Annotated in this window: 9 protein-coding genes and 1 pseudogene; 5 read left to right on the top strand and 5 right to left on the bottom strand. The window is 36.1% G+C overall.

Annotated features, from left to right (window positions below):
* Window positions 1-106: 106 nt before the first annotated feature.
* Window positions 107-1,120, bottom strand: a complete 1,014-nt coding sequence (glsA, locus tag C8D70_RS05355; protein WP_110366625.1) for a glutaminase A — start codon at window positions 1,118-1,120, stop codon at window positions 107-109.
* A gap of 522 nt (window positions 1,121-1,642) precedes the next feature.
* Here glsA and C8D70_RS05350 point away from each other — a divergent pair.
* The 3 genes from C8D70_RS05350 to C8D70_RS05340 all read left to right on the top strand — a co-directional run bounded on the left by C8D70_RS05350 (window position 1,643) and on the right by C8D70_RS05340 (window position 9,296).
* Window positions 1,643-6,511, top strand: coding sequence for a PKD domain-containing protein (locus C8D70_RS05350; protein ID WP_110366624.1), 4,869 nt, complete (start codon window positions 1,643-1,645; stop codon window positions 6,509-6,511).
* Between the two features lie 70 nt (window positions 6,512-6,581).
* The gene (locus C8D70_RS05345; protein WP_110366623.1) at window positions 6,582-8,447 is read left to right on the top strand and encodes a T9SS type A sorting domain-containing protein; all 1,866 of its coding nucleotides are present in this window, start codon (window positions 6,582-6,584) and stop codon (window positions 8,445-8,447) included.
* Window positions 8,448-8,597: 150 nt separating this feature from the next.
* Complete coding sequence (locus C8D70_RS05340) at window positions 8,598-9,296, top strand: DUF1826 domain-containing protein (protein WP_110366622.1); 699 nt, start codon at window positions 8,598-8,600, stop codon at window positions 9,294-9,296.
* Between the two features lie 248 nt (window positions 9,297-9,544).
* Here C8D70_RS05340 and C8D70_RS05335 read toward each other — a convergent pair whose 3' ends face one another.
* On the bottom strand, window positions 9,545-9,763 hold the full coding sequence (locus C8D70_RS05335) for a hypothetical protein (RefSeq protein WP_110366621.1): 219 nt from the start codon (window positions 9,761-9,763) through the stop codon (window positions 9,545-9,547).
* Between the two features lie 439 nt (window positions 9,764-10,202).
* On the opposite strand from C8D70_RS05335, the gene C8D70_RS05330 reads away from it, so the two are divergent.
* Complete coding sequence (locus C8D70_RS05330; protein WP_110366620.1) at window positions 10,203-11,300, top strand: calcium:proton antiporter; 1,098 nt, start codon at window positions 10,203-10,205, stop codon at window positions 11,298-11,300.
* Window positions 11,301-11,402: 102 nt separating this feature from the next.
* Here the strand turns inward: C8D70_RS05330 and C8D70_RS21165 are convergent, their stop codons facing one another.
* The gene (locus tag C8D70_RS21165) at window positions 11,403-11,534 is read right to left on the bottom strand and encodes a hypothetical protein (protein ID WP_262509779.1); all 132 of its coding nucleotides are present in this window, start codon (window positions 11,532-11,534) and stop codon (window positions 11,403-11,405) included.
* Between the two features lie 275 nt (window positions 11,535-11,809).
* On the opposite strand from C8D70_RS21165, the gene C8D70_RS05325 reads away from it, so the two are divergent.
* Window positions 11,810-12,079, top strand: coding sequence for a heme oxygenase (locus C8D70_RS05325; protein ID WP_110366619.1), 270 nt, complete (start codon window positions 11,810-11,812; stop codon window positions 12,077-12,079).
* A 109-nt stretch (window positions 12,080-12,188) separates the two neighbouring features.
* On the opposite strand, the gene C8D70_RS05320 is transcribed toward C8D70_RS05325, so the two are convergent.
* On the bottom strand, window positions 12,189-13,511 hold the full coding sequence (locus tag C8D70_RS05320; protein ID WP_146212855.1) for a hypothetical protein: 1,323 nt from the start codon (window positions 13,509-13,511) through the stop codon (window positions 12,189-12,191).
* A 133-nt stretch (window positions 13,512-13,644) separates the two neighbouring features.
* A pseudogene (locus tag C8D70_RS05315) lies at window positions 13,645-13,827 on the bottom strand (IS256 family transposase); the annotation flags it as partial.

Genomic DNA, 13,827 nt, shown 5'->3' with positions numbered 1-13,827 from the left:
TGATGTTTTTTTTGACTAATAAGCCATTTTACGGATGTATTGTGTCGTTTTTATTGATTTGAATAGCTGATAAACGATCTGCTTACTAATAGGTTTACTGAAAATATTAAAATATAGTTAATCCGTACTGCTTTGCCAGATCTAATATCATATGATACCCGGCCAGAGAATTTCCATGTTGATCTAAAGCAGGGCTGAATACCCCGATTCCTATTTTTCCCGGAACACTTACCGTAATTCCGCCCCCGACACCGGATTTGCTTGGCAAGCCCACTGTTCTTGAATATTCACCGCTGAACTCATACATTCCGGCTGTCAGCATTTGTGATTCTACTAATTTTGCTGTATCTGAGTTTTTGTAAGTGGCATCTCCGTCGAATCTAACGCACTGGTTGGCAAAGAAGTAACCTATTTTTGCGAGGTCTTCAGCGGTAAGTTCAATGGAACACTGCTTGAAATAATTGTCCAGCTGGTCTTCGTTTCCGGAAATAAGTCCGCTGTTTTTCATGATGTAAAACATACCACGGTTTCGGTGGCCTGTTGATTTTTCAGATTCGTAAACTGATTTGTTATAATCTAGGGATGGATTTTTGGTAATGTATCTTACCATATCCAGTATTTTAAGGAATGGTTTTTCGCCATCCCCGGAGATTAGTGAAGTGGTAAGAATTGCTCCGGCATTCATCATTGGATTAAGCGGCTTTCCCGTAGTCTCAAGGTTTGAAAAGTGGTTGAAGGGTTTATCTGATCCGAAATATCCCATTTTGTCGAAAATATGAGCTTCTCCTTTTTCGTTTACTGCTACCATTAATGATATGATTTTGGAAATACTCTGCATGGTGAATTTTTTATTAACATCACCGGCATTGAATACTTTTCCATTTTTATCAACTACTGAAAAAGCTATTGCCTTAGCATCCATTTTCCCTAGCTCAGGAATGTAATCTGCTACTTTTCCCTGAGTATAATACGTTCTGTTTTTTTCCAGAATGGTACTTAATGTTTTTTCTGAAAGGGTTGAGATATCTGCTGCTTTCTGTGCATAAAGGATTGTGTTTAAGGAAAGAAAAGCTGCAGTACAGATTCCTTTTGCGGAGAGTAAAAAGCTGTTGTTTTTCATATAGGATGTGTTGAAATATAATGTTTATGATAATCCTCAGGAAACAAAGATAAATTATTTTAATCTTGTCGGCAATTCTCATGATTTTTCTTGCAGATTATGATAAGAATGGGTGATACTTATAGGAGAAGACTGCATTGTTGAAAACACTGGAGATTTTTAAGAAGAAGTGGATAAAAAGTTTGCTGTTTTTATCTTTTTTTAATGTGATTAATTTTAATATTAATCGTCAATTTTAAGTATAAAAATAATTTAATTTGATTTTTGGTTGTTGGTTTTGGTTTTTAATAGGTCAAAATGTATGATTTTATTCTGTTGAAATCAGGTTGTTGCTCTCAAATTGAGCAAAGACAAGGATTTTTTTCCATAACTAATAGGTTGGTGAAATAACATATAATCATGAATTAATCTATATTGTTGGAATTCAATTGTGAAATAATGTTGTTTTTTCACGATTAAATGATTTTTGTATTGTTATTTTTATTAATTTGACAAAAAATTAATAACACTTTTTTAATAACTATGAAAAACAACACCTATTTTGGTAGGCAGCACATCTTCAGATGGCTCCTGCTATGTTGGCTTCTGGTACCTTGGGTACTACAAGCACAAGCTCGAATTACATGGACCGCCCAGGTTGGATGCCAGGAATTCCGCGGCGAAAAAGACGGTCAGATCCCTGACAACGGAATCGCCTATTCCTACATCAATTCATCCCAATGTCTCCGTGTCTGTGAACAATCAACGGTAAAATATGAGATTCAGGGACCGAATGTTTCCAATGTGCAATGGACTGTTTCGGGAGGTACTGCAGCTATTTTAGGACCCTCGAACACCGTGGCCAATGTAAGCTGGGGAGCAGCAGGTAACGGATCTTTACAGGCTGTCATCACCTATAATGACGGAACAGTGGAAACACAGACTATTTGTATTGAAAAGATTAACAGGCCAATTGCTAAATTTGAAATGTTAAATCTTGCCGATACTGTATGTAAGAATACGACAATCTATTTCGATAACCTTTCTGAACAGAACGGCGGGTCGGATATTGTTAATTATTTCTGGGACTTTGGAGATGGTACAACTTCTACCGCTTTTGAGCCTTCTCATTTGTATGCTAATCCAGGAAACTATACTATTCAGTTGACGGTAACGAACAAGTGTGGTTGCCAGGATAGAATTAAAAAACAAATCAAGGTATTAAAAGCAGATCCTGTACAGATCAACTGTGCTTCCGTAGTATGTGAAGGCAGTACTGAAAAATATAATGTACAGGATGGATGCAACAAAGGACAATGGAAAGTTATCGGAGGATCAATTGTTAACAATAACGGTAACGAAATCGAAGTTGTTTGGGATCAGGTTGATCCGCTTGACGGCTTCGGATATGTAATGTACATGTCAGAATGTGCTTGTCCTGAGTGGACGACAATTAAAATTCCTGTTGTTTTAAAAAATGCAAAAATTAAAGGACAGGAAGTGATATGTACTGGCAGACAGTATACCTATTCAATTCCTCAGTGGCCTACAACGAGCGTTCAGTGGAATGTGACAGGTCCGGCAGGAGGTCAGCTGACGAACACCCAGCAGAGAAATGAAATTGTTTTCAAAGCAAATCAGCCAGGTACTTATCACCTTACGGCAAATTATTTCAATACTTTATTGACATGTGAAGGACAGGCTTCTATAGATATCGTAGTAGAAGCACCAGTATTGGTAAGTGGTGGTGTGGATGAAATCTGTGCAGGAACTAGCCAGGGATTTACAGCAGTTCCTAATGTACCGGTGATCTGGAAGGTGACAACGGGAACATCTACTTATACTTCTCCACCAATGACAGGAATATTCAACTACAACTTTGCAACAGCGGGAACGTATACTGTGACGGCTACCAAGCAAGGAGGAGGTTGTGAAAGTAATGGAAGAATTATTAAGGTATTACCAATTCCACAGGCACCTAACGGAACCATTTCCGGAGAAACAAAAGTATGTCCCGGAAAACCTTATGTTTATACCATCAGTTCAGTAGATCCTGGTATGGTACCGGTTTGGAATGTTACCAACGGAACCATTCAGGGAAGTAATGCAGGACAATCTGTTACTGTTATATTTAATGCCGGTTCTACATCATATACAGTATCTGCACAGAACAAATCTATCAGCAGTGCCGCATGTCTTTCAGCTCCGAAATCGTTTAATGTAACGAAATTGGACCTTAATACTATTGGTATTAATGCTAATTCAGGACCTTTCTGCCCGAGTAGTACCCAAACATTCAGTGCTAATCTGAATGGTATTGTTCCGGATTTTATGGAATGGTCATTTGCAAGTTCCAATTTCGGAAGTGTAGTGGGAGGACAGGGTACAGCTAATATCACGGTAAACTTCAACGAGATTTCTTCAACAGATACTACTGATCTGATTCTGAAAGTAGTAAAATGCGGAGTGACAAAAATCATCACGATGCCGGTATCTTTAATAAAGCTTCCGGTAGTAAGCTTTACCAATGTTGGTGGAATTTGTTTGGGTTCAAATCTTACTTTTACAGTAAATCAGGGAACCATTACTTCGGCGACAAGTGTGACTTTCACATTTCCTGGTGGAACGTATACTACAGCATTTAATCCTGCCGGAATTTACAGCTTCCCGAATAACGGATATATCCAGAACAATTCAGGAAACAATGTTTCTCAAACGGTTGTTGTAACTTATACAGGTACTAATGGATGTAATTATAAGCCTACGGCAAGTGCTAACTTTATTGTATATCCTGAAACTATTATTACTGTTTCTCCGGTATATAATATTGCAGTTTGTGATCCTGCCACGATGACACCGTATACTATTACGGCTAACAGTTCTACAGGACTTACAAATATCTTGTCTTGGCAATGGTATAAAAATAATAGTATGATACCAGGAGCAACTACCAACTCATATACCATCTCAGGAGCAGGTGCTTTTGGAACGTACAGAGTGCAGGCTGTAGATATTAACGGTTGTGTGGTTTCTTCACAGAACATTAATGTGACTCAGTCTTGCCCGAGCAGTGGAAGTTGTACGGCAAACCCTCAGATTAACTTCGTTCCGGCATGGTCTGCTTGTAACACGATTACTGTTTCAGGTTTAACATACAACGGAACTCCGGATGAGATCCAATGGTTGTCAGATACTGTACTTACTTTAGTTTCCGGTCAGGGAACGGCTTCACCAGTATATCAGACTAATCTTGCAGGCGCGCACATTGTTTTTGTACGTCTGAGATATGGTTCATGCTGGTACAGTAAAGGGGTAGAAGTGAGAAAGAACTATGAGCCTAAATTCAATATCAGTACAGTTTGTAACGGAAGCGGATATACAGTAACGCTTTTCAATACCTCTACGATATTTGAAATCAATCCTGCGTCTATAACCTATACATTTACTTCGCCGGGACAGCCTGCTCAAACAGGACAATCGGCCACGTATAATCTTGCGCCGGGTACTTATACCTTTACAATGACAGTGTCTGCACCAGGGAAACCAACGTGTACCACTACACAGACAATTACATTAGCTCCTGTTCCTGATACCACCTTCCTGGTTCCAGGCTGGCTATGTGCACGTTCACCTGTTACGTTCAGTCCTATAAACTATGTTCCGGGAAATACATATACCTGGATCTTTGATGGTACCTCTTACGTTACAACAGGACCAGATGCTACAATAACATATAATACTGCAGGAACAAAAACCATTCAGCTGAAAATTAAAACTCCTATGGGATGTGAATATAGTTCTGGTGTAATTGGTGTTAATGTAAAAGAGGCGACTCTGGATGGTGATATGGCGCCTCCTGCTCTGGTAGCTTGTATTGGAAGTGCTCCTAATATCGTATTTACCAGTACGCTTGGATCTCCTAACCAATATATCTGGATGAATGGTTCTCAGGCTGTACCAGGTGCACCAAACTCTCCTGTATTTACTCCAACACAATCTGGTAACTACTGGCCGGTGCTGGTATCATCAGACGGATGCAGAACAAGTATTATGAGTACTAAAGCCATACCTGTAACGCTTAAAAACCCTCCATATGTTAATATAGCAGGAACAGCTAATATCTGTGAAGGATCATCAGCAGTACTTACTGGTATTGTAACGGATAATACATTGGAATATCAATGGAAAAAAGGAAATTCAGTAGTCGTACCATGGACTTCTGCTCCTTATCCGATTGCTCTAAGTACAGGACCATTATCTGCAGGTACTTATGTGTATACACTGGAAGTTAGAACTCCGGGTACTTTAGGATGTACAAGCAGTAAAAGCTTTACAGTTACTGTAAATAGCCCTCCGGCACCAGTTTCGGTAACTTATAATATGGTAAGCTGCCAGCCTTATCAGGTTGTGTTAACAGCATCAGGACCGTCTGCAGGAGTGTATAACTGGAGCAACGGAATGACAGGTCAGTCTATCACAGTATACGAAGGTGGTGCTTATCAGGTTATTTACACTGCACCAAGCGGATGTAAAGTTGTAGGTAATACACAGGTGCCATTAAGTCTTGAGAGTCTGATGTGGGTATTCCCGACAGGATGTTATGATGAATGTCTCAGAAAGAATTATGTTTTAGGACCAAAAGGAGTCTTTGATCATCATGACTGGCAGCTGTTCGGAAACAGTATCCAGAGTGGAAACAATGATTATATTTATCCTTTATATATTGGTGCTGCAGGAACCTATCAGTTACAGATTGATCATCTTGGATGTCAGTTTACTTCCGGAACCATGAATTACTATCCAGGTAAAGAATGTGGATTCGAAACAGAATGTAAACTGGAAGCAAGTATCAAAGATATGAAATGGGTTGGAGATCACTATAATGTGTATGGTATTATCCACAATGGCGGAAGCCAGCCGATCAGCCTTACCGTTTCCAGTCTTAATGGATTTGGAATTTATCTTCCATCTATTATTACGATTCCGGCAGGCGGAGTGTATGATATGAACGCTAATCCATTGGCATTCTATCCAAACTCAGGCTTCCAGGGTGCTGATGAGATTTTATTCTCCAATGAAACATGTAAGTTTACTACCAAAGCGGTAGATCCTAACTGGATGGGTATGAAAAATGCAGGAAGAAGTGTGATGGCAACTTCAGTTTCTTCTCTGAAAATGACCCCAAATCCTGCGAAGGAAAAAGTGAAAATCTCGTATAATACGGGCAATGAAAAATTAATGGCAAAACAGGTTACGGTTTTTGATGCCATGGGCAATGTCAAATTCCGTAAGGAACTGAAAACGGCTTCCGGAGAGGTAGACGTGGAAGTTACCAGCTGGCTGCAGGGTGTTTATATTGTTATCGTACAAACGGGAGATACCTCATTACAAGGAAAACTAATTAAAAATTAGTAGCTTATCAAGCAGTGTTCTCTCCGGAGAACACTGTTTTTTATAGTATGTGATAATTAAATGAATTTTTATGATACAATTTAAAAACAAACTTTGGGCACTCCTTCTCATACTACCGGGATTATCTTTTAGTCAGGCTTATCAATGGCAATGGGGAAAACAGGCAGGAGGATTAACAGGTTCGGCAGATCCGGGCTTTCATTATGTCTTTGATGAATCCATAAGGGATATTGTAGTGGACAACAACAATAACACTTATTATCTTGCAACGATGCGCGAACAGGGACAAAACCTGAATGGTACTTCTGTAACCAATTACGGGCTGAGTGATCTTTTTCTGTTCTCTGCTGATTGTGCGGGAAATATAAGATGGTCCAGACCCATTGGTGGTTCAGGAGACGGAGAAAATGCATGGCATATTAAAGTGGATAACAACGGAGGATTATACGTGATGGCAACGCTTTATAACAATTCTTATGTAGGAGATCCTGATGCGGTTCCTGTACATTTTGATGATACTCATACACAGCCCCTGTATACTTATTATGACCAAACAATAGAGCCTGCCCATAAAGCAGCTTTTCTGTTAAAATATAATACTTCGGATGGTACACTGGCGTGGAGCAAATCTTTACAGGGAGATGTTAACTATTTCTCCCGTATGTGTGATGTTCAAATGATGTATATGGATTCTTCCAAAAATATTCACGCTGTAATGGGATTCAGAGCAGGAACCCATTTAAACGGATTAATTACCGTACCTTCCACCTTTACGTCAACCTATCAGTATTATGCGGTTAAGTTCAATTATGATAATGGAAATATGACCCCGGCGGCTCCTTTGCTTCTTCCTATCACAGGAAATGCAATAAATATTGTTGGAAGAGAGGGAAAAGTGAATGTTGTATACGATGAAAGCTTGAATCGTTATTATATTGCCGGTAAAAGAATGGATCCCGGATTCAGTAATCTGGTTGATCTTTCCTATAATAATGTTCCTTTTACGAAAGCTGCTTATGTATTTGCTTTTGACGGTACTACAGGGGCTGAGGTATGGAGAAAAGAACTTAATAATGGTACAACAAGTACGGATGACGAAATTCATTCTATTATAAAAGACCCGGTGACTTCAGATATTTATATTTCCGGACGTTATTACAACGGAATAACGGTGCCTGCTACTTTCGGAAGTTATACTTTTCCTCTGAGAAGCTATGTGGAGGCCGTTCCGTTTGTTATGAAAATGAATGCTTCAGGTGCGGTACAGTGGGCAAGAACTCCGGAAGCAATGTCTGGTCTTCAGTTTGGCTATCGTTTTACCAAAGGAACAATTGCCATTAATGGAAACGAGATAGCATTCGCCAAAGGAAGCTGGTCTGATGTCTGGGGCAGCTATGCAATGCTACGTCCTGATGGAGACAGATCAGATCCTTTATTGGTGAGACTTAACAAAGATACCGGAGATGTTTTGGGAACAGGAGAGATTCGCAGTAACTTTTATGTTATCGATGAATTTACGGCGGTTGCAGCAGATAATGACGGTAACTATGTAGTGGGAGGCTTTTTTCATGATCAGTTATTTACAGATGCCAATGATAATGTCAATACAATGGCTGTTAATGTAGCAGGAGGGAAATCTCAATCTTTTTTTACAAAATTTGCTAAATCAGCGTGCAGCCAGATGTCAGTAGAAGAAACTGCTGCTCAGGCCGGAATGCAATTATACCCTAATCCGGTTCAGGATGTACTTACCATCAGGAGCAAAGAGCCTTTGGTTTCTTATGAAATCTTTGGAGCAGCCGGGCAGCTGGTAAAACAGGGAACTTTGAATATGATGCAGGAACAGATCGTATTATCTTCTCTTCAAAAAGGAGTATATTACATCAAACTTCAAACAAAATCTTCTACAGTAACGGAAAAAATACTAAAGAAGTAACAAAAACAAAACTGAAAATTAATACCCTTATATATAAACGGCATTCTTTGCAAAGGATGCTGTTTTTTTGTAGAGTTCATCTGATGTAATTGAAAAATCTATTCCGTATTTTTGTAAAGAATTAAGCAGCGAAATTGTTTATTCCAACATATGAGCAAAACGTTTTCCGGCCATCATCAAGTAGGTATGGTTTCTTCCTTTTCTGAACTTGTGAATACCCATTTTCAAGGCACTGTGAATGCAGTCTGCTGGCATAGAAATTTAGTGGGTGACTTTAAAGAAATTGCCACAAAGCTTCAGCTGAAAGATGATATTACAGAAGTTTCCGGCGAAGATCTCTTAGCATTGGAATTGTCGGAAGAGGGGAGTATGGCGAGAGAAATTATCCTGATTGACCTGCAGTTATTAACAGATTTCGGAGCATCTCCGGTTCTTAATTTGCTTAAATGTTATGAGCGCGATGAGGAACTCGGTTTTATTTCAACAGATGTGTACTCCTATCATGTTGACCGTTCACCTGTAGGAACAGACACTTTTCTTTGTACTTATCATGGAACAGCGAGTGATATTATACCCAATGATCAGGTGGAACAGAAAATTTTAATTCCTGAAATCCGTGAACAGCTCAGAAAATTACATGACGGTACTGAAGAAGAATTTGAAGACTTCCTGAAAGAGTATTTCTTTGATCTGCATTATCAGCCTAAACCCAATGCAGAGCCTGTCAATTTAGGGGTTGGCCATCTTTGGCGCATTGCAGTAGATCATCCTGATCAGGAGGCTTTACCTTGTGTTCACAGAGCACCTGTTGAAAATGATGGAGAGTACAGGCTGCTGTTGATTTGTTAAGTGATCTGTTATATTTTCAAAGACAAATAAAATCCAACATCTCTGATATTAGATTTTATTTTTGATAAAAATATCTCTGTAAAACAATACTAAAACATTACCCTTTTTTGCTATTTATTTAAACTTGAAAGAGTAGAAGCTACTGAACATAAAAGGGATACAACTCTCTAATATTCCATCCTTTTTTATAGTTAGAAATTTTTATAAATAACTGTTTTTGTGGTGTTTAATTGTTTTTTTGAGACAATTTATGAAAGATTAATTTCTTTTATAATACTGAGAACCTCTTCACGATTTTTTCTTAGTCTGTTTCCGATTCTTTCCAGCATTTCCTTTTCTTTACCTTCTTCAAGTTTCAGGTCGTGATCCGTTAATATTGAAAATTTTTCTTTCAATTGTTTTGACTGTTCAATCCAGTCTCCGGGAGTTTTAAAGAATTTTTCGCCTTTGTTGCGGTTTGTGTCCATAAGGTTGAATTTTAGTGTAACATAATTGCTACACTACAAAGTTGGATGTTTTTTCATCTATTGTATTACAGATTATTTTTTTATTGTTGCACATATCACACTTTATAAAATTTTCGGATTGTTAGGTGTCTGGGACAGAGGTTCAAAAAAGAAGGAATATGATCTGAGTTTTAAGAGGAAAGACAAGAATCAGAAAATTTAAAATACTAATAATATATAATTCTAAAATAAGTGGTTGATTATTCGTATCTTGTTAAATAACTATTCTGAACTGTTGAGCAGGTCTATAAGTTTGTTTTTATTTACTTCTTTTTCTTTCATTATTTGATATTCTTTCAGAGCATATTCAAATCCTTTGTAAAAACTGTTTTAATGGAAATATCTATCCTGTTAATTTTTTCAAGAATACAGTTGATCGCAACAAAAATTACTGTTTTATATGGATACAAAAAAATATTTAGGAATGTGGACGTTTTTGGTTCCCATTCTGGCATGGCTTTCTTATATTGGAAATTCTGTTTTTTCTTCAGGGTATTACTCCGTACTTCTGGCTTTATTTTTAATGGGAAGTGTTTTGGCTGCGGTGTATCATTCCGAACTCATTGCCCATCGTCTGGGTGAACCATTCGGAACTTTGCTTCTGGCATTTGCCATTACAGTGATAGAAGTAGGACTTATTATTTCAATCATGATGGGAGCTAAAGGGTTAGAAACTATTACTCTTGCCAGGGATACGGTTTTTGCAGCAGTGATGATAATCCTTACCGGAATTATCGGAGGCTGCATTGTAATTGGCTCTTTAAGATATAGGGAACAAAGTTTTACTTTACAGGGGGTAAGTACTGCACTCATTACTCTTACCTCTGTTGTTATTTTTGTGCTTATTCTGCCTAATTATACGGTTAGCCATCTCGGAGGAGAGTATACTTCCTTTCAGTTGCTTTTTATTGCTTTGATTTCTTTAGGGCTTTACCTTGGCTTTACCATGATCCAGACCTTCAGACACCGAAGCTTTTTCATTTCTCCACAAAATAAACGATCCGTCAGTCAGCCTGTACAGAATACTCATGAAAAGATTTCCCGCAAGCAATTGTTTATTAGTTGTTTATTGTTGGTTTTGTCTCTTGGAATAGTCGTTTTACTGGCAAAACTTCTTTCAAAAGATGTTGAACATATAGTAGTTTCAGCAGGAGCTCCAAAATCTCTGGTGGGTATCATTATTGCCGGAATTGTTTTGCTTCCGGAAGGGCTGGCAGCATTCAGAGCGGCAAAAAGTGATCAGATCCAAACCTCACTCAACCTGGCTTTTGGTTCTGCTTTGGCAAGTATCGGACTGAGTATTCCTGCCATTGCCATTATATCTGTAATAACCGGGATAAGAATGTCATTAGGAATAGACATTAAATCAACAATACTTTTGGGACTATCCCTTTTTATCATTACCGTTTCACTGGCAACGGGCAGAACGAATATCATGCAGGGAATTGTACTGATCGCTATATTTTTAATTTACCTTTTCATTACGATAGTGCCATAAGTTCCTTGTATTCAAACTAAGGGATTATGCCGGACTGCCTAGCCGGGGTTTAAAACAGCTTCAGTCCCAAAGTCTAATGTCGTTTTTGATCAGAGATCGTATTCAGTTATGGCTGTTTCGGGCTTCGTTTTCCCTGTATCTTCTTTTATTTATTTTATCTTCCCGTTTCTCTTTTGGAGATTTCGCAGGTTGAGTTTTATCTGATTTCTTTTTTCCGTCTTTTTCTTTTGACATTGTGAAATATTTTTTTGTAACGGTAAATTTCACCCCTTAAAAAAGAAAAACTTTGCAATTGTTTTTATAAACAATTGAAACAAAGGCGTCTTGGAAATCTGGAAGACTTATAAAAGGTAGGATATATGTAAAACTATTCTGGATATATAGAACTTTTTATCCCTGTTTATTACGATAAAAAAATCTAACCGCTGAATCCATAAAAAAGCCTGTTTGAGCATTCATACAGTTTATACGATAAACAGATTTATATTATTAACCCAATAGAAGAAGCTATGAAAACAATACGTCTTTTTCAGTTTAAAAATTCCATTTCCCGAAAGCTTCCCTTTTTTAAGGAAGAATGCAGATTAGATAACTTAAATGATTTAATCGCTTATGATCTCATGAATACTGAAAAAGTGACTGAGTTTATTATTGAGGTTCATGATGATTTTATTTTTGAAGATACGCATAAAGAAGACCTTTTAGTGATGTGCCAAAATGCTAAGGAAATAATTGAACATTATTTCGTAACAATAATGAATGATTATGATGTTATCTGAACATTGATTACAATGAAGTACTTCATACATTCACCCGATTAGTGTATAACATTTTTAAAATAGATAGGTAATTTGATCTATTTCTATCATAAATATTGTAAGGGATTTTTTAAAATTTATAATAAAGTATATCAATTAATGGAGATTTTGAAACATAGCTTACATACATGACAATTAATATAATATTTGCTACAGTAGTATTTTTTAATAAATGAATACTTGCTAATTGGAAAATTGAAATAATTGAAAAATTTAATATAAGTAATAAAATAACATGTATCTCTCCAATACGAAAAAAATATGGGACAAGTAATAAACAATAAAAACTCAAAACAATTATAAATTTTGATATAAAATATAATATATACGGAAAGCTATATAATTTTTCATAAATAAACGTATTATAAAAATAGGGTTTACCTAAGAAGAAATCATTTACCTTAGTACTTAATAATAACAATATCACTAATGTAAAAAGGAAAAAATTTTCCTGTACAATAAATGAGAGAATCCAAAAAAGGAAAAAAAACGATAATGATTTATTACTAACGCTAATTCTGAATAAAAAGAAATCTTTTTTTAAAGAACTAATCAAGGATAAGTCTGTTTGATTACCATTAGATCTATTTTCAATTGAAAAATCATCATTTTTAATATCAGTTGAAGAATTATTCAAATAAATCAGATCATCATTACTATTATTAGTGGTAAAAATCCTTTTAATTTTAATAAAGGACAAAATATAAGTAATAAGGATAGTTAAAAATATTATTAATAATTTATAAAATGTAAAGTTGGGTTTTATAAAATGTTTTACTGTTATTAGATTTAGTACTTTTTCTTTAGAAATAAAACCAATTGCAAAGTTTTTCACAGGAACATTTAGGTTCTTATAAAAAAGAAAAAGTTCTGAATGGCCTGTAATGTATAAAAGCTTATCATCATAAATAATAAGCAGTATAAAAAAAGAGTAATAAATAAAATATTTGATATACTTATTCTCTAAAAGATATTCTATGAAATAACAAAGCGCAGAAACAAATAGCAAAAATGGAATACAAAAATATAAAATAGGGGTAATAAATAATACAATATTAACATTTTGACTATTGGCTAAGATTAATGATAAATTTAATACCAAAAGCAGCAATAATGAGATTAGATATTTTGCTGAAATTTTGTATAAGTTTTTAAAAAAAGGATGTAATGGAGACAAATCTTCATTTATATAATAACCAGCAACAATGTCTTTTTCTTTATCTCCTGCTATGATAAAAAAAAGTAATACATAAATAATTAAATTAGAGAAAACACCTGAAAGATTACCAATCCAATACTTATTACTAACAATGGATGAATTATTGCAATAAAAAGTAACATAATTTGAGTTTTCATTAGGAATGAGAAAAAAGCCTAATAAGCCTGATAACATAACACATAATAAAAATATTTTTTTATTAATTAAGTGTCTGAAATAGATTGTGGTTAATTGTAAAAAAGACAACAGCATTTAAAAATGACACTATCCCACAAAGTGTGTAAGTTAAAAAGTCAGGGCTTGGATTTTATAACCTGAGCCTTTCTTCAAAAATAAGCATAAATTGGTTGAGAACAATACCCCAATTTTGAATTTGCATTGTCCATTTTTTAGTAGCTTCTTTTAAAGCGAGATACACTGATTTCATGACGGCATCATCTGTAGGAAAAGACATTTTGTTTTTGGTGTATTTTCTGATTTTTCCGTTGAG

Origin of the sequence: Chryseobacterium sp. CBTAP 102 (assembly GCF_003201365.1) — a bacterium.
In the GTDB taxonomy this organism is placed as follows: Bacteria; Bacteroidota; Bacteroidia; order Flavobacteriales; family Weeksellaceae; genus Chryseobacterium; species Chryseobacterium candidae.
The sequence above is the reverse complement of the archived record's forward strand: the minus strand, read 5'-3'. Positions and strand labels throughout refer to the sequence as shown.